The following is a 16,351-nucleotide window of genomic DNA, read 5'->3' on the forward strand; positions in this document are numbered from 1 at the left end:
GAAGAAGCGGCCTGACATCTACCGGAGACGCAATTGACGCCGCAAGAACACACACTGAACGGCGACGCCGCCGTTCGGGCCCAGGATACCGATGACAAGCAGATGGCGAACCGCGCAGCGCTGAGCAGCATCGCGGGTTCTGCGCTCGAATGGCTGGATTTCGCCGCTTACGGAGCCATTGCAGCAACGGTCCTGCCACAGCTCTTCTTTTCCGCAACCGACACGACCACGGCCACGCTCGCCGCCTTTGCGACTTTCTCGGTGGGATTTGTCGCTCGGCCGCTGGGCGGTCTGATCTGCGGCGCGCTGGGCGATCGCGTCGGCCGCCGCAACATGCTCGTGTTTACGTTCCTGCTGATGGGCGTTTGCTCGTTCCTGATCGGCGTGCTGCCCACTTATGCGTCGATTGGCGTGTACGCTCCTGTGGCGCTCGTCGTACTGCGCTTCATGCAGGGCTTTGCGCTCGGGGGCGAGGTCACAGGCAGCCAGTTGCTCACGATGGAGCACGCGCCGAAGAACCGCCGCGGCTTTTACAGTTCCTTCATCGCGATGGGCTCGCCGCTCGCCCAAGTATTGGCGAATGCGGTTCTTTTCGGCGTCGCCGCGATCGTCACGAACGAACAGTTCCTGAGATTTGGCTGGCGTATTCCGTTTCTCTTCAGCTTCCTGCTGGTAGCGATTGGCCTGTTCATCCGCATGCGGATCTCGGAGACACCCGCGTTCGAAGCGCAGATGAAGCAGAAGCGTTCTGGTCGCGTGCAGTCAACCGCCGGTTTCGGCAAGCATGGCGGCACGATACTGCGTCTTATGATGGTGTGGGCCGCCGTGTCTATCGCGTACTTCATCGCGACGGTATTTATCCTCTCCTATGTGACAGGGAAACTCGGTATATCGAAGCAGACTGCGTTTGCAATTCTGATCGTCGCGCATCTTTGCTCGATGGTCGCGATGGGCTTCGGCGGCGCGCTTTGCGACCGCATCGGACGGCGACGCGCCATGCTGCTCGGCTCACGATCGATGCTTGTCGCGTTCATCGTGTTCTTCCCGCTGATCCTCAGCGGGCATGTTCTGCTGATTGGCCTGGCCATCGTGTTTCTGCTGTGCGCAGCGCAATTTCACGCCGGTGTACAGCCCGCCTATTTCGCCGAAGCGTTTCCCACGGAGTTCCGTTATCGCGGTTCCGCCGTGGCGTATAACCTCGCGGTCGTGATCGGCAGCAGCGCGCCGTTCGCCGCGACTCTGATCCAGGCGCACACAGCAGGCGCCACCTGGCCGATCGTCGCGCTCGGCATTGTGTTCAATCTGATCTCGATGTGGGCGATCCATGCCGGCCCGGAAAGTCACGGAGAGTGACATGACAAAGACGCGCATTGCTGTCGCAGGCGCCGGTTATATCGGCCTCGAACATATTGGATACCGTCGCCATCAACCTTCGTTTCGCAAACGGCGCCCTCGGCACGTTTCTTCTCTCCGACACGGCCGCCAGCGCGCGCAGCTGGGAACAGACGTCGCAGGAAAACAAGGCCTATCCGTCATACGCCGATGAAGACTGCTATGCGATTGCCGGTACGTTCGGCTCGCTTTCAATTCCGACGATGCGCCTCAAGACATACGGACGGGCCGAGGACCGGTCCTGGTGGAAGCCCTTCGATGTCGGCGTGGCCGAACTGACCCGAGACGACCCGCTTGAACATCAGATGGAACACTTCGGCAGAGTCGTGCGCGGCGAAGCGAAACCTATCGTCACTGCACGCGATGGTCTTCAGAATCTGCGCATCACCGAAGCGATCGTCAAAGCCGCGAAAACAGGCGCAGTTGTCGAGGCGGCATCGTTGGATTGAACATTAATCGACTGCAATCCACATTGGATGGAAGAATGAAAACGTTTCTTATGCTGCACGGCGTCAACCACAACATGTTTGGCAAGCGAGATCCCGTTCAGTACGGCACGGCTACGCTCGCCGACATTGATGCAAAATTGCAGGCGCTCGGAACTGAACTTGGCGTAAAGGTCGAAAGCTATCAGACCAACAGCGAGGGCGACATGTGCGAACGCATCCATCAGGCGTTTACCGATAAAGTCGATGGCGTGCTCATCAATGCGGGTGCATGGACGCACTACAGTTACGGCATCCGCGACGCACTCGCCATTCTGACCGTGCCCGTCGTGGAGATTCATATGTCGAACATCCACGCACGTGAGGCTTTCCGTCATCATTCGGTGTTCGCGGAAATCGTCAAGGGGCAGATTTGCGGGTTCGGTATAGAAAGCTATTCCCTCGGTCTGCGGGCGGCGGTGGCGGCGGCGGCCTGACAGCGTAGGCCGTCGGGTGCGGGTCGAATACGGAGACGGCGCTGATCATCGGCAACGAACAGGACGTCACGCGCGCACTGCTCGACGATCTGGCGCATGCGCCCGACGCGCGCTTCCGGGAAATCATGTCGGTGGTGGTCCGTCATCTGCACGATCTGGCGCGGGGAAGTTCGGCTCACCGAAGCCGAGTTCCATCAGGCTTGCGCCGTCGTGGCGAACTCGGGCAACTCAGCAAGTTCGGCGTGACGCATGCGCTCGTCGGTCGCTACCTGCTGCACGAAACCGGCGCCGCGCCCGCGACGGATATCGACGGTCCGTGGCATTCACTCGATCATCACGTCGTGATCGAGCCCGGCGAAGCGCGTCTGCCGGCACCGCCGATTACCGGAAAGGCGGCCGGCTGACTAAAGGAGTTGGATCATGCCTATCGCATTGATCAAGATTTTCGAAGGACGTAGCATCGAGAAGAAACGCAAGCTGATCGAGAGCGTATCGCTTGCCATGTCAGAAAGTCTGGATATCCCATAGACGCCGTTCGCGTCGTCGCCGAAGAGGTCCCGCCGGAGCTTTGGGGCCGTGGCGGGCGGACTGTCGCCGATCAGATCGCCGCGGGATCGGCCGCGCCGCCGAAGTCCTGAGCCCTCTCGCGGGCGAAGCCTCATGCGGCAGCCCACGCGCGGCGCAGGAACGCCGTGCTTTCGCGCATTCCGATCACGGGATCGCCCTTGATAGCGCACTCGCTGCTGAGCAAACCGGTGTAGCCACCTGCCTTCGCCGCGTCGTCCTCAATGCGCAGCGGCACGAGTTGACCCTCGATATAGTCAAGCCCCGCCTGCTGCATGAGCGGCGCCTGGTGACGAGGCCCACACCAGCCGAAACGGGGTGTGATCATGGTCGAAGATGGGTCAGCTTAGCGTGGCGAGCGAGCGCAGGACGTCGGGCGTCGTCGTCGGGAAGCCGAAGAATTCGAGGTAGGCAGGGATCTGTTCGAACAACATGTCCGAGCCGACCTGAAAGCGGCAGCCACGCCCCTGTACGGCCTTAAGAAACGCGGTCATCTCCGTTTTCATCACCCCTCGCCGACGAAAGTCACGGGTCAAATGCGTTCGACGTCGACAGGAAAGCGGATCGCCTTCGCTCATACCCATGCATGTACAACAAAACCAGCGACGGGCACCGCGTTTGAGGTGCCCGCTCAACGCGTCAGCGGGTCTGCATCGCCGCCTTTGCGAGTCGCACCTCGTCTAGCGCCTCTTCGCGCAACTGGTCGTACTGCTCTTTTGGAATGGGCACCGCATCCTTCTTGCCAAGATCGCTGAGACGCACGCGATAGGTCTCCCGTGCGCTCCATGCGGCCAGCGCCGAGATGACCGTGACGCCGAGTGTGATGGAGCCGATCAGCATAGGAACGTTATGCGATCCAGGGGGAGCAACGGCCGCGAAAAGCGCGGGAAGCAGGGCCGTGATGGTGGTGCCGATGTTCTGCGCGATTGCCATAGCGGACACGCGAAAGCGTGTTGGGAACAGCTCCGGATAGTAACCCGGGAAGATCGCGTTATAGCCCTGGTAGACCACGCCCCACATCAGGATCGACATGACGAAGGCGACCGGAAGATTGTGGATGCTGATCGCGTAAAGATACGCGTAAGACAGCAAGCCAGATGCAAGGGCACCGAAAATGATCGGAACGCGGCGTCCAATGCGATCGGAGAGATTTCCGACGAATGGGATGACGAGTACCGCTACGATGTTCCCCACCACCGGGATCCACAGATACACACTTGCATGGAAGTTGATTCCGTAGGAAGGCTGCACGGCATATGCGGCACCGAAGATCGTCGTGACGACCGGGATCACGTTCATGAAAGCCATACACACGACACGAAGCATGTCGGGCCAGCTGTACTTGAATGCTTCGAGAACCGGCGCACGAGCAACTTGGCCGCTGGCATCTTCCTTCGTGAATGCAGCCGTCTCATCGACTTCACGACGAATAACGAAGCCGGCAATCAGAACGCCCGCACTCAGCAGAAATGGAATGCGCCAGCCCCACGCGACAAACGCGTCCTCAGGCATGTAGTAAGCGAGCGGCAGGAAAACGGCGGCCGCGAGAATCTGGCCGGCTTGCACACCCTGCAGCGTGAAGCTCGCAAAGTAGCCGCGCCGACCGAATGGTGCCTGCTCCATGATCATCGAACTGGCGCCGGAGATTTCACCTGCCACCGCGAAGCCTTGAACGAGCCGCAAAATCACCAGGAGCGCCGGCGCAAGGACGCCCACCGATTGATAGGTCGGCAACAGGCCGACGGCCATCGTGGAAACGCCCATGAGAAACATGCAGATCAGCAGCACAGTCTTGCGACCGTGCGTGTCGCCCCAGTGCCCCAGGACGAAAGCGCCGATGGGGCGTGCCACGTAGCCCACCCCGTACGTCGCGAGCGAGGCGACGATTGCAATCTTGGGATCACCTTTAGGGAAAAAGATCTGAGGAAAAATCAGTGCGGCAGCCTGCGCGTAAATGAAGAAATCGTAGTACTCCAAGGCGGACCCGATCCATCCGCTGGCTCTCGCCTTGCGTGCCTGCTTTCGGGCTCGCTCATCCATGAGCCCGTCGTTCACCCCGCCTTGACGTGGCAGTCCTTGTTCCATGAACGTCTCCTGATTCGACTTAACTGGAGCAGCATCGTCGGCTGCGTCTCTGGTGACATGGTCTGGCGGTTGCAACGCGTTCGACCACTCAAATCCAAAATCAAGATACGCAGTTGCTTTCGCCCTTGCAATGCAATGATTACAATAGGGACATTGCGTCGAACAATGACCACCGTGACTACCTCTGAGTTGCCTGATCTCAAGTTGCTTCAGCTTTTCGATTTGCTGTACGACGTTCGCAGCGTCACCCGCGCAGCCGAGCAGTTGGGACAGGCTCAGCCAACAGTCAGCATCTGGCTTGCGCGCCTGCGCGATCATCTACAGGATCCGCTGTTTGTCCGCACGCCAGGCGGCATGACGCCTACGCCGCAGGCGGACGCGCTGATCGGGCCATGTCGGGAAATCCTGGAGTCGTTGCGTCGGTTTTCCGCGTGGGATTTTTCGTTCGATCCGATGACAGCGAAGCGGCGGTTTCGCATTTGCATGACCGATGCGAGTCACATCACGCTGCTTCCGCGAATGCTTGCGCACGTACGTGCACAAGCGCCGGGCATCCGGCTGGAGGCCGCGCGAATTGACGGCAACACGGAACGCGCGCTCGAATCGGGCGAAGCCGATCTGGCAATCGGGTATGTCCCGTGGCTCGGAAGCGGTATGTTTCAACAACAGCTCTACATGCAGGACTGGGTCTGCCTGGTCAATCCGAGCCATCCACGTATACGTGCAAGATTGACTCTCAAACAGTATCGCAGCGAGGGGCACGTCATCATTGCCGCAGGAACGGGCACGCAACTGTTAGAGCAGGCCCTTCTGCGCGAGGACATTGAGCGTGATGTTGTGCTTGAGCTTCCTGGGATGCTCGGGCTTGGATCGATCGTCAAGTCCACCGACCTCATTGCCACCTTGCCGCGCAACATTGGTGAAACGCTGGCGAGGGTGAACGACTTAACCGCCCATACGTGTCCGTTTCCGGTTGATAAGTTCGCAGTGCGCCAGCATTGGCACGCGAAATACCATCACGAGGCGGGTAATCGCTGGCTGCGCTCGGTCGTGGCCGATCTATTTCTGAGCATGAATTAGGCTTTGAACGCAACGGTTCGGTCGAAGAGCAATTCGGTTTAGGAAAGAGGTTCGCTAGCGCGGTGCCGTCGTCGCGCCACGCAGCCGAAAGAGAACCACACTTTCAACCGCGCACCAATTTTTGCGAGCTCCTGTGGGCATCCCCGTAGGCTCGTGTGCGAAAGCATCGACATGGGGCGGTACTTCTTTCGGCCGGGGTTCGGCGGTCAGATCACCTCACACAAAGCGGCAGCCCGCAGCCTGGGGCTGTACCGGCAAAGGGGCGTGGGGCGTGCATTAGTCAACCCGCGTGTTCTGCGTAGGACGGAACTACGCGGAGCATGCTAGAGAAATGGGTGGCAACCCGGACAAAGAGCCGCCGTTCTTTTTTCAGAAACCTGCGGACGCCGGGATTGACGCTACAGGTGTTGTGCCGTACCCACCGCTCACGTCGGATTTTCAGTTCGATATCGAGATGGTGACTGCGATCGGAAAAGAGGGGTTCGAGATAAGGACAGAGCAGGCACTTACACATGTATGGGGCTATGCAGTCGGCGTCGATTTGACGCGCCGAGACCTTCAGGCGCAAGCCAAGGCACAACGCCGGCCGTGGGACTGGGCGAAAGGGTTTGATGCGTCCGCTCCGGTTACGCAGCTTCGCCCTGTGAGTCAAATCGGTCACCCAACGACCGGTCGGATCTGGCTCGCCGTCAATGGTGAGGTTAAGCAAGAGAGCGATCTAAGCGAAATGGTCTGGCCGGTCGCTGACATCGTGAGGTACGTTTCGCAGTCGGTAGCTTTGAAACCGGGCGACATCATATTCTCGGGCACTCCCGCTGGTGTCGGTCCGCTGCATCCCGGTGATGTTGTTCGGGCGGTGTTGAGGGGATAGCTGGGTTCGAGTTCCGCGTGGGGCCGAAGTCGGCGGGCGCAGCGGCGACGGGGGCCAGCAAATGATGAAAACTCTCCGCGTTTTTTCGCTGGCCGCCTGCACGAGCATGTCGATAGCGGCTCAAGCAGGCACCTTGCCAAGCCTTGCCGTTTGCAACTTGTGACGAAGAGGTCTGGAAACTCGCCTGCTTGTAAGGTCCCGCGTACTGGACTACTGCCGGCCTTCTCCGACTATCTCCCTTTGCCGCGTCGCCAGCCGCCGGGCCACAAGGCGCCGTGGAAATCGAATTGCAATCGACAAGTACATCAGAAGCCGCCGATCGGGCTGCGGCGGATGCTCCACATGAGGCGTCGCGCCGGGAAGGGGAGCGCCCGACTGTCGGCAGTCGGCTACCCGACGTTGGATCGGAGTATTAGGCTCACCGGGCAGCGCACGTGGTCGATCACGCATGCGAATGGGGCCAGCACGCGTATCGTTCGATACGTTTGCGCATCGGCATTTCGCCCGCTGGTGAGCTGGGATATCTGTGTCGAGCGACAAGGCCGTTGACAGCGTTCCGTTGTAGAACGACCCGTGAACGCCTTCCGAGGGCTTAATGACAGCCGTTGGCCATGTGGTAGCCGGCTCCCGGTCTGCCGCCGGCTGGTATCTGGCTGTAGTCGGCGGGCGGATTCAACCGGTCGATGCAACACCTAGAATCTGCGTGAGCAGCGGAGGTGTTGCATATCAAGCAGCGACCGAGAATTTATTACTCCGAGATCCAGAAAGCGCTGATGTGGGACCGAAGGCGATTCCTTTCACGGTGAGCATCGGCGTGGCGACACGCGAGGCCGGTGAGCGCGACGTGAATGCGCTCATGCGGCGCGCGGACCGGCGTTGTATCACGCGAAGGCGGCGGGGCGTAATCGTGTCGAGGTTAGATGAACGCGGTGACGTAGTCTCATGCTGGAAACCGTGGCTGTGTCGGGTAGAAGCCGGGCCTGCAAGAAGCGCGAGTCCGCGCTTAATCCGTGAACAACGCCTTGCGGATGATCGCGTGCACGCCCCAGTTGCCATCGACGACTTGCGTGACGCCGAAGTCCACCGCCACCGACATCAGCGAGATGGCTTCGTCTTCGGTGAGTCCCTTGGTGGACATCAGAAACCGCCGCGTCTTGATGAAGGCATCGCGCATGGCCTGATCCAGCGTGGACTTCTGATAGACCTCGCTTTGCGCGCTGGTGCCGAATTCGGCCAGATAGTCGGGATGGCTGAAGCCGTGCAGCACCCATTCATCGGCGGTTTCGACAAGCGGATAGGTGAGGTCCGCGAACGACTGCGAGGCAAGCGTGGACTTCTTGTGCAGGATCAGTTCGAAGTCGCCGGTGAGCGAGCATTCGATGGCCGTGCCGCACAACTCGGAATCTCCTTGCGACGCGTGCGGGTCACCGATTGACAAGAGCGCGCCGGCCACGCCGACCGGCAGAAACACGCTTGCGCCCGGGCCCACGCGCCAGTTGTCGAGATTGCCGCCGAAGGCCGAAGGCGGAATCGAATCGATCAGACCGTTCTGCTGCGGCGCCACGCCGATCACGCCGAAGTGCGGTCGCACGGGAATGGTCACGTTCCTCAGCACGTCGTGATTCTCGACCACGCTCGCGTGGTCCACCGGCACGCCGGGATAATCGATGATCGGATGCAGCACGCCGAAGGGATCGCGCTGCGGCGTCCAGCGATAGTTGTAGACGGCGCGCGCATAGGCGCTGTCGTCGCGCGCTTCGTCCGTGTGGATCTCGTAGATGGTTACGACTTCGCGCGGCTTCGGTTCGGTGAGCAGCTCGCGATAATGAAAGCCCCACCACGCCGCAACGTTGCTGCCGAACGCGCGGCCGTGGAACTTCGGATTCGTGCAGCGGCGAGGATGAATATCGACGATGCGCACTTCGAGCACATCGCCCGGTTCCGCGCCCGTCACCGCAATCGGCCCGGTGCAGATATGCACGCCGAAGCCTTCGCCCGCGCCGCGTCCATAGATGGAGGCGTTCATCGGGCCCGCGCCGCGACGGTCGACGTTCTTGCGTTCGGGTGTCCAGTGGAACACGCTCTCCGCGCCGGGATCGCCCGCGATCATGCGGTCCCAGTCATCCGACGCATGCTGCGTGAGCGCTTCGACCGTCACCGTATCGCCGCTCGCGACTTCGAGCACGGGCTTGAGATCGTGGCTGAAATAGCCCCAGTGCACCGTGTTCGCCGTTGCCCGCAGCAAATGATGCCGCGGCCTGCCGCCCGTCCGCGCGGGCCGCGCTTGCACGGCATCGCTTTCTTCGCGCACGGCGACGAGCGTGTCGCCCGTCTCTTCACTGCGCGCTTGCGCGACCAGACTCGCGGCGTTCACCGGCAGCCCGCGCGATAGCGAATGCACGAGATGGCGCGCGAGTTCCAGGTTCGCTTCGTGCCGGAACGTGCGGGGCGATGCGCCATAACGCTCGCGGAACACGCGGCTGAAGTGCGCCGGATCGTTGAAGCCCCAGCGAAAGCAGATGTCGGATATGGAGACTTTCTCCGAGAGCGGATCGGCCAGTTCCGCGCGGCAGCGTTCGAGGCGGCGCGAGCGCACATAAGTCGAGAAACTCTGTCCGGCGAGTTCGAACAGCTTCTGCACGTAACGCGGCGACACGCGTTCGTCTTTGGCGAGCGAGGTCACGCTCAGGGCTGAATCGGCGAGATGCGTTTCGATAAAGCGGCACAGGCGCGCGAACAACGCCGACTGCGGCGGCGTCAGCCCGTTGAACGAACCTTTGCGTTCCTGTCCGGCAAGACAGGCCACGAGCATTTCGGCGAGCGCGAGTTCGGTGGGACGCAACTCCTGCGCGCTCAGCGTTTCGAGGCTTTCCACGACCGAACGCAGAAAGCCCGAGAAGATGTGGCCGATGCCCGTCGCGCCCGGCAGCAACGCCACGCGCAACGAGAGCGGCGAGATGACACGCGCGTTGATGGCGCTCTTAGGCGCCCGCACGATGAACGCGCGAAAGCGTCCCGCGAAAACCAGTGACGCGCTCTGTCCCGGCGCTGCATACACGATGTCATGCGGGCTCACTCGCTCGCGCAGACCATCGGCGATGAGCGTGGCGTCGCCATCGATCAGCAGCACGAGCATGAGACTGTCCGCATGATCCGCGCTCATCTGCAGCGTCTGCGCGGCCGAGGCGATGGTCGTGAATTCGATCCCGCCCGCCGACAGGCGCGAGGTCAGCGTGCCGTGCAGACCGCGTTCGCCGCCTTCGATCTTGCTGCGCCATCCGAGACGTGCGAGCGCCGCGTTCCATTCATGACGGCGTTCGAACTCGGGATACGACTCGGTGGTGAAGCGCGACAGGTTCAACGAAAACTCCACGATAGGCGAAGCAGGAAAAGCATTCCAAAAGCAACCTTCACGCCATCGCGCTGCTTACGGCGCCGGGTGCGTCGCGTATCAAAGACAGTGCATACATGCGCCATCGCGGCGCACGCCTGCACTTGCGCGCATCACGCGACGCGCTGCGTCATGCGTTCTTGGATGAGCGTGCACGCCAATACCAGCAGTTGTGCGCAGCCAGTCAAGTTCGCGAGATTTCGGTCGCCTACGCTCTGGGCATCGCAAGTCAATCGTCGTCAGCCGTCAGGAGCGTATCGATGCAAAGGAATCTCGTGGGCCGGTTATCTCGCGCAGGATTTGGCGCGCTGTGCGCGGTGTTGTTCGCCTTCGCGGGACAGGCGCACGCCGCCGCGCCCGCAGAATGCAGCGCGTTGCAGGCGAAGTACCCGCAGTTCAAGGGCAAGACACTCACCAATGCGATCAACCCACATACGCCGGGCTATGAAGCGCTCGACCCGAACGATCCGAGCAAGTACATCGGCTTCGATATCGATCTGGGCGAGTTGATCGCGCAATGCCTCGGCTTCACGATTGCCTACAAGCCCGTGACCTTCGCCGCGCTGCTCACGACCTTGCAGAGCGGTCAGGCCGATATCGTTATCTCCGATATCTACGCGACCGAGGAGCGCGCCAAGGCCGCGGACTTCATCACGTACTCGAAGGTGTTCGACGGCGTACTCGTCGCCAAGGGCAATCCGAAGAAGATCACCGGCATCAACACGTCGATGTGCGGCACGACCGCCGCCGAAAACACGGGCTATGTGGAAGTGCCGCTGATTCAGGCGCTGGCGCCGCAATGCAAGGCGGCCGGCAAGCCCGAAGCCACCGTGCAGCTTTACGACAACAACGCCAACTGCATCCAGGCCATTCTCGCGGGCCGCGCCGATACGTACATCAACGACGTGAACACGGTCGACCAGGCGGTGAAGGCGTATCCGGACAAGCTGGAGAAAGCGACCGCCGTGACCTTGCCGTACTTCGTGGGCATCGGCGTGCCGAAGGACAAGCCCGATTTCCGCGATGCCGTGATGGCCGCGCTCGTCGCCATTCAGAAGAGCGGCGCGCAGTCCGGGCTACTCAAGAAGTGGAGCCTCGGCGTCGAGAATCTCGCGACGCCGCAACTCGTCGTTGCGAAGTAAGCGCGGAAGCATCGGCTATGGACCTGTTCCTTCACTATCTCGGCCTGCCTTATCTGCTCGACGGCATCCGCTTCACGATCGCCGTCACCTTGCTCGGACTCGCGGGCGGGCTCGTGCTGGGACTCGTCCTTGCCGCCATGCAACTGAGCCGAATCGGACCGCTCGCGGCCATCGCGCGCGGCTATACGGTGATTTTTCGCGGCACGCCGCTGATTCTGCAACTCGTGTTCGCCTACGACGCCCTGCCGCATATCGGCATCAAGCTGAGCGCCATCGGCGCGGCGGGCCTCGCGCTCGCCGCGAACGAAGCGCCTTTCATCGCGGAGATATTCCGCTCGGGCGTGCTCGGCGTGGATCGCGGACAGACGCTCGCGGGGCAGGCGCTCGGCATGACGCCTTCCGTGTTGATGCGCCGGATCATCGCGCCGCAGGCCCTTCGCTCGATGATTCCCGCGCTCGGCAACGAAACCGTCAGCGCGTTGAAGAACTCTTCGCTGGCTTCGGTTATCTCTGTGGGTGAGCTGACCTTGCGCAGCACGCAGCTTGCATCGTCGACGTTCGACTTCTTTTCGATCTTCTTTGCGTCGGGTCTCTTGTATTTGTGTCTGACGGGCGCGATTGCCGCTATTCAGCTGATGATCGAACGCGCGCTCGATCTGGACCGCGCCAGCACGCGCGGCGGCTTCTGGGGACGACGCCGGAGCGCGCCTGTACCGACGCCCGCAGGCCCGACCGATCTGCCACCTGTCTTCGTCCCGGCGCCCGTCACACCCGGCGACCGCGCACGCCGTTACGACGCGCTGTCTCGTAACAGTACCGCCGTGCAGATAAACGGCGTACACAAGCATTACGGCGAGCAGCCGGTGCTCAATGGCTTCGATCTAAACATCCGCTCCGGCGAAGTCGTCGCGTTGCTCGGACCGAGCGGCTCGGGCAAGAGCACGCTGCTTCGCTGCATCAATCATCTGGAACAGTGGGAACAAGGCGAGATACGCGTGGGCGGACGTCGTCTCGGCTTTCGCGATGACGGGCGGCGCATGAATCCGCGCGAGCTTGCGAAGGAGCGCGCGAGTCTTGGCGTCGCCATGGTGTTCCAGCAGTTCAATCTTTTCGGCCATCTGACGGCGCGCGAGAACATTGCATTGCCGCTCGTCTGGGTGCATGGCGCGACGCTCGCCGATGCCAACCGACGCGCGGATGCCCTGCTCGAACGCGTGGGCCTCGCGCATCGCGCCGATGCTCTGCCGCGTCATCTGTCCGGCGGCCAGCAACAACGCGTGGCGATTGCGCGTGCGCTGGCGCCGAATCCGCGCGTGCTGCTTCTCGACGAGCCGACTTCCGCGCTCGATCCTGAACTCGTGGGCGAAGTGCTCGAAGTGATCCGCCGCCTCGCGCTCGACGATGGCCTGACGATGATCATTTCGACGCATCAGTTGCGCTTCGCCGATGAAGTGGCCGACCGCGTCGTGTTCCTGAGCGGCGGGACCGTCGTGGAGGACGGATCCGCGCATCAGGTTTTGACGCAGCCGCATCATCCGTTGACGGCGCGCTTTCTCAACGTGATGGGCGCGGGCAGCACGCTCGAAACCGTGCACTGAATCACATCGATAAGACACCCACTTGCCAAGGACGATTCAATGAAGCATTACACGCTGCCCGTTTCATCATCCACCGTGCATTGGGGATACTTCAGCAAACGGGTAGAACCGCGCCTCACGCTCAAGTCGGGCGACCGCGCCACCATCGAAACGCTGACGCATCACGCCAACGACGACCACGAGCGCATGATCGCGGGCGATCCGGGCGCGCAAAGCGTGTTCGAATGGACGCGCGAGCACAAGGCCGTTTCGCGGCGCGGCGCGGGTCCGACCGAAGGACCGTTCCGCCTGGGCGCTGGCGAAGGCGTGGGCGTGCATCTGCTGACCGGTCCGGTGGCAATCGAAGGCGCCGAACCTGGCGACGTGCTCGAAGTGCGCATCCTCGATGTCAGGCCGCGGCCCAGTTGCAGCGCGTGTCATGCAGGCAAGTGCTTCGGCTCGAACGTGGCCGCGTCGTGGGGCTTTCAGTATCACGATCTGATCGAGGAGCCGAAGCCGCGCGAAGTGGTGACCATCTTCGAACTCGATACTTCCGGCGAACCGTATGCGCGCGCGGTCTACAACTATGTGTGGACGCCGCAGACCGACCCGGATGGCATCGTGCATGCGACTATCGATTATCCCGGCGTGCAGGTGGATCACCGGCTCGTGACGAAGCGCGAAAACATCTTGCCGGATATCCGCGTGCCGGCGCGACTGCATTTCGGCACCATGGGCGTCGCGCCCGCCGAAGCGGACTATGTCAGTTCCATTCCGCCGAGCTACACGGGCGGCAACATCGATGACTGGCGCATCGGCCGGGGCGCGACCATGTATTACCCGGTGGCGGTCGAGGGCGCGCTCTTCTCCGTGGGCGACCCGCACGCCGCGCAGGGCGACAGCGAGCTAGGCGGCACGGCGATCGAAACATCCTTGACGGGGGACTTCGAATTCATCCTGCATAAGAAAGCGGACCTCGAAGGCACGCTGCTCGAAGGGCTCACGCATCCGCTGCTCGAGACAGATCAGCAATGGTCGGTGTATGGCTTCACGTTCCCCAACTATCTGGCCGAACTCGGGACTAGCGCGCAGGTAGAAGTGGCGCAGCATGCGAGCCTCGACAAAGCCATGCGCGACGCCTTTCGCAAGCTACGCCGCTTCCTGATGACGGTGCATGGTTTGAGCGAAGACGAAGCCATTGCGCTGATGTCGGTAGCGGCGGACTTCGGCGTGACGCAGGTGGTCGACGCGAACTGGGGCGTACATGGTTCGATCCGCAAGGACGTGTTTGCGAACTACAAGAAGAGTTGATCTTCGTCAGGTTGAGATCGAACGGATAAAGCGTTGATCGGCGCGATTCAGGACCTCCGATACCTCCCCTGTCAATCCGGCGACTTGATTGGTCGAGTCAAGCACGCACTGGATGCCTTGGCGCTGAACGCGCAACCACCTGCGCGGCGTCACGTCGTTGCCGCATCGCTTGCATAACTGAGACGAGCGGCCTGTCCATCTATCCATAACGTTCACGAATCTCTCACGAAGGGACTGGCTGGTCGCGTCCGCTCGTGTCGGCGGGCGAGAAGAGGGCATCGCCTGCACTTCGGCGATGCGCGTCGCGCACCAATCTGTTTCGTCGCCTTAACTGCGCTTTTGTCCGTCCGTGTCACTTTGGAAGACAACGGACATGCGGTCAGGCACGCCGCGCCAAGTATCGCCCGATTGCGGCCACGCGCGGGAAACCGGAACGGAAGCCGCTAAAGGGTAGGCGTTCCTAATCGACGCACGCGAAGGATGCCCTCATGCGACCCGCCAAAGTGCCTGCCACCGTCATTACCGGTTTCCTTGGAGCCGGCAAGACGACACTCGTGAATCATCTGCTCGAATCCACGCGGCCGATGCAGATCGGCATCGTCGTGAACGAATTCGGCGAAGTCGGTATCGACGGCCAGTTGATCGTCGCCGATGAACGCGCCGTGATCGAGATCAACAACGGCTGCGTCTGCTGCACGGTCCGCACCGATCTCGTCGCCAGCGTGCGCGACATGTTGATGCGCTTCGGCGATCGCCTGGAGCGGCTCATCATCGAAACGTCGGGCCTCGCCGATCCCGCGCCGGTGCTACAGACCTTTCTCGCCGATCCCGACCTGCGCGAGCGCGTGGAACTGGAATCGGTCGTCGCCGTGGTCGATGCGATGCACGCGCGGGCCCAGCTTCATGACGATATCGCGCGGGAGCAAGTGGTGTTCGCGGACCGCATCGTCGTCAACAAGACCGATCTCGTTTCGTCCGATGCCGTCGATGCGCTCGTCGCCGGGATTCGCCGGCTCAATCCGACTGCACGCATCGAGTACGCGCAGCGTTCCAGGATCGACGCGCATGCGCTTTTCGGCACGCGGAGCTTTTCGGTCGACAACCTGCTTGCCATCGAGCCGAAACTGCTCGACGAAGACAGCCACGATCACGAACACGACGACAGCATTGCATCGTGCGCGATCGTGGTGCCCGGTGGCATCGATGCGACGCGTTTCAACCGGTGGATCAATCAGCTCGTGCAAACGCAAGGCACACAGCTTCTTCGCATGAAAGGCGTGCTCAACATGCACGACGAACCGCGACGCCTGCATTTTCATAGCGTGCATATGTTGCTCGACACCACGTTCGGCCGTGCGTGGATGCGCGACGAAACACGAGAGAGCCGTTTCGTGATGATTGGCCGCAACATCGACGCCGCGCGAATGCGCGATGGACTTCTGAGTTGCATGAACTGAAGCCTTCATTCATTTCTTCTTCAAGGAGCTACGCATGAAAAAGCCAGAGGCATACACGGTGAGCATCGGCGTATTGGCGGTCGTCGATACATGGCTCACCGGCACGATCTTTCCGGTTCCCGTCTGGGTGACGTTCATCGCCTGGGCGTCGTTCTTCGTGCTCGGCGGCGGGCGCGCGGGCTTCGTCAAGAGCGTGGCGTCGAATCTCACGGGACTCGTGATCGCTTCGCTTACCTTGCTCTGCATTGCGACGACGAGCGGCGGCGCGATCGCGGTGGCGGTGCTGGTTGGCATCGGCAGCGCGGCGATGGTTCAGGCATCCAAGATCAAATTGCTCGACGTCTTGCCTGCGATCGTCTGGGGCTTCGCCTCGACCGTCGGCACGATGGTGGCCACAGGCAAGGCGATCACGACGGCGGGCATCGGCAATCCGGCGCTGATCGCGGCCGCCGCGCTCGTTACCGGCGCAGTCTTCGGCTTCGTCTCGGAAGTCGTCGGCGAAGCCCTGCAATTCAGACGCGAGCATCGGCTCGGATGAGACCGTTCCTATTCAAGCGGA

13 protein-coding genes and 4 pseudogenes are annotated in these 16,351 nt (G+C 61.6%); 13 read left to right on the forward strand and 4 right to left on the reverse strand.

What is annotated here, in order from left to right:
* Window positions 1–33: 33 nt before the first annotated feature.
* From NCT32_RS34860 to NCT32_RS34880, 5 genes and pseudogenes are all read left to right on the forward strand, one after another.
* Window positions 34–1,353, forward strand: coding sequence for an MFS transporter (locus NCT32_RS34860; protein WP_061119057.1), 1,320 nt, complete (start codon window positions 34–36; stop codon window positions 1,351–1,353).
* A gap of 59 nt (window positions 1,354–1,412) precedes the next feature.
* Window positions 1,413–1,841 (forward strand): annotated as a pseudogene (locus NCT32_RS34865) (Gfo/Idh/MocA family oxidoreductase); the annotation flags it as partial.
* Window positions 1,842–1,876: 35 nt separating this feature from the next.
* Window positions 1,877–2,314, forward strand: a complete 438-nt coding sequence (aroQ, locus tag NCT32_RS34870) for a type II 3-dehydroquinate dehydratase (RefSeq protein WP_061119058.1) — start codon at window positions 1,877–1,879, stop codon at window positions 2,312–2,314.
* Between the two features lie 200 nt (window positions 2,315–2,514).
* A complete protein-coding gene (locus NCT32_RS34875; protein ID WP_061119059.1) occupies window positions 2,515–2,718 on the forward strand; it encodes a hypothetical protein in 204 nt (67 codons plus the stop codon).
* A gap of 16 nt (window positions 2,719–2,734) precedes the next feature.
* Window positions 2,735–2,842 carry a tautomerase family protein gene (locus NCT32_RS34880; RefSeq protein WP_250477566.1) on the forward strand — a complete coding sequence of 36 codons (108 nt, stop codon included), beginning with the start codon at window positions 2,735–2,737 and terminating at the stop codon, window positions 2,840–2,842.
* Between the two features lie 130 nt (window positions 2,843–2,972).
* Here NCT32_RS34880 and NCT32_RS34885 read toward each other — a convergent pair whose 3' ends face one another.
* The 3 genes and pseudogenes from NCT32_RS34885 to NCT32_RS34895 form a co-directional block, all read right to left on the reverse strand.
* Window positions 2,973–3,155: a hypothetical protein gene (locus NCT32_RS34885; protein WP_061119061.1), complete on the reverse strand. Its 183-nt coding sequence runs from the start codon at window positions 3,153–3,155 to the stop codon at window positions 2,973–2,975.
* A 64-nt stretch (window positions 3,156–3,219) separates the two neighbouring features.
* Window positions 3,220–3,468: pseudogene (locus NCT32_RS34890) on the reverse strand (shikimate dehydrogenase); the annotation flags it as partial.
* Between the two features lie 49 nt (window positions 3,469–3,517).
* The gene (locus tag NCT32_RS34895; RefSeq protein ID WP_061119096.1) at window positions 3,518–4,918 is read right to left on the reverse strand and encodes an MFS transporter; all 1,401 of its coding nucleotides are present in this window, start codon (window positions 4,916–4,918) and stop codon (window positions 3,518–3,520) included.
* A gap of 219 nt (window positions 4,919–5,137) precedes the next feature.
* On the opposite strand from NCT32_RS34895, the gene NCT32_RS34900 reads away from it, so the two are divergent.
* The 3 genes and pseudogenes from NCT32_RS34900 to NCT32_RS34910 form a co-directional block, all read left to right on the forward strand.
* The gene (locus NCT32_RS34900; protein ID WP_061119097.1) at window positions 5,138–6,043 is read left to right on the forward strand and encodes a LysR family transcriptional regulator; all 906 of its coding nucleotides are present in this window, start codon (window positions 5,138–5,140) and stop codon (window positions 6,041–6,043) included.
* Between the two features lie 286 nt (window positions 6,044–6,329).
* Window positions 6,330–6,979: pseudogene (locus NCT32_RS34905) on the forward strand (fumarylacetoacetate hydrolase family protein); the annotation flags it as partial.
* 719 nt (window positions 6,980–7,698) lie between these two features.
* Window positions 7,699–7,838 (forward strand): annotated as a pseudogene (locus NCT32_RS34910) (diguanylate cyclase); the annotation flags it as partial.
* 79 nt (window positions 7,839–7,917) lie between these two features.
* Here the strand turns inward: NCT32_RS34910 and NCT32_RS34915 are convergent.
* The gene (locus NCT32_RS34915) at window positions 7,918–10,275 is read right to left on the reverse strand and encodes an acetamidase/formamidase family protein (RefSeq protein ID WP_061119098.1); all 2,358 of its coding nucleotides are present in this window, start codon (window positions 10,273–10,275) and stop codon (window positions 7,918–7,920) included.
* A gap of 290 nt (window positions 10,276–10,565) precedes the next feature.
* On the opposite strand from NCT32_RS34915, the gene NCT32_RS34920 reads away from it, so the two are divergent.
* The 5 genes from NCT32_RS34920 to NCT32_RS34940 all read left to right on the forward strand — a co-directional run bounded on the left by NCT32_RS34920 (window position 10,566) and on the right by NCT32_RS34940 (window position 16,330).
* A complete protein-coding gene (locus NCT32_RS34920; protein ID WP_061119099.1) occupies window positions 10,566–11,447 on the forward strand; it encodes an ABC transporter substrate-binding protein in 882 nt (293 codons plus the stop codon).
* A 17-nt stretch (window positions 11,448–11,464) separates the two neighbouring features.
* A complete protein-coding gene (locus NCT32_RS34925) occupies window positions 11,465–13,045 on the forward strand; it encodes an amino acid ABC transporter permease/ATP-binding protein (RefSeq protein ID WP_061119063.1) in 1,581 nt (526 codons plus the stop codon).
* 39 nt (window positions 13,046–13,084) lie between these two features.
* Window positions 13,085–14,335 (forward strand): acetamidase/formamidase family protein, encoded by a 1,251-nt coding sequence (locus NCT32_RS34930; protein WP_061119064.1) that lies wholly within the window; start codon window positions 13,085–13,087, stop codon window positions 14,333–14,335.
* A 488-nt stretch (window positions 14,336–14,823) separates the two neighbouring features.
* Complete coding sequence (locus tag NCT32_RS34935) at window positions 14,824–15,792, forward strand: GTP-binding protein (protein ID WP_061119065.1); 969 nt, start codon at window positions 14,824–14,826, stop codon at window positions 15,790–15,792.
* A gap of 34 nt (window positions 15,793–15,826) precedes the next feature.
* Window positions 15,827–16,330, forward strand: a complete 504-nt coding sequence (locus NCT32_RS34940) for a DUF1097 domain-containing protein (RefSeq protein WP_061119066.1) — start codon at window positions 15,827–15,829, stop codon at window positions 16,328–16,330.
* Window positions 16,331–16,351: the final 21 nt, after the last annotated feature.

This window comes from Caballeronia sp. INML2 (assembly GCF_023631365.1).
GTDB classification, from domain to species: Bacteria; Pseudomonadota; Gammaproteobacteria; order Burkholderiales; family Burkholderiaceae; genus Caballeronia; species Caballeronia turbans.

Excerpts from the sequence above, each read along its gene's own strand:
- aroQ (WP_061119058.1), top strand. The coding sequence starts at position 1,877 with ATGAAAACGTTTCTTATGCTGCACGGCGTCAACCACAACATGTTTGGC.
- NCT32_RS34880 (WP_250477566.1), top strand. The coding sequence starts at position 2,735 with ATGCCTATCGCATTGATCAAGATTTTCGAAGGACGTAGCATCGAGAAG.
- NCT32_RS34885 (WP_061119061.1), bottom strand. The coding sequence starts at position 3,155 with ATGCAGCAGGCGGGGCTTGACTATATCGAGGGTCAACTCGTGCCGCTG.
- NCT32_RS34895 (WP_061119096.1), bottom strand. The coding sequence starts at position 4,918 with ATGGATGAGCGAGCCCGAAAGCAGGCACGCAAGGCGAGAGCCAGCGGA.
- NCT32_RS34920 (WP_061119099.1), top strand. The coding sequence starts at position 10,566 with ATGCAAAGGAATCTCGTGGGCCGGTTATCTCGCGCAGGATTTGGCGCG.
- NCT32_RS34925 (WP_061119063.1), top strand. The coding sequence starts at position 11,465 with ATGGACCTGTTCCTTCACTATCTCGGCCTGCCTTATCTGCTCGACGGC.
- NCT32_RS34930 (WP_061119064.1), top strand. The coding sequence starts at position 13,085 with ATGAAGCATTACACGCTGCCCGTTTCATCATCCACCGTGCATTGGGGA.
- NCT32_RS34935 (WP_061119065.1), top strand. The coding sequence starts at position 14,824 with ATGCGACCCGCCAAAGTGCCTGCCACCGTCATTACCGGTTTCCTTGGA.
- NCT32_RS34940 (WP_061119066.1), top strand. The coding sequence starts at position 15,827 with ATGAAAAAGCCAGAGGCATACACGGTGAGCATCGGCGTATTGGCGGTC.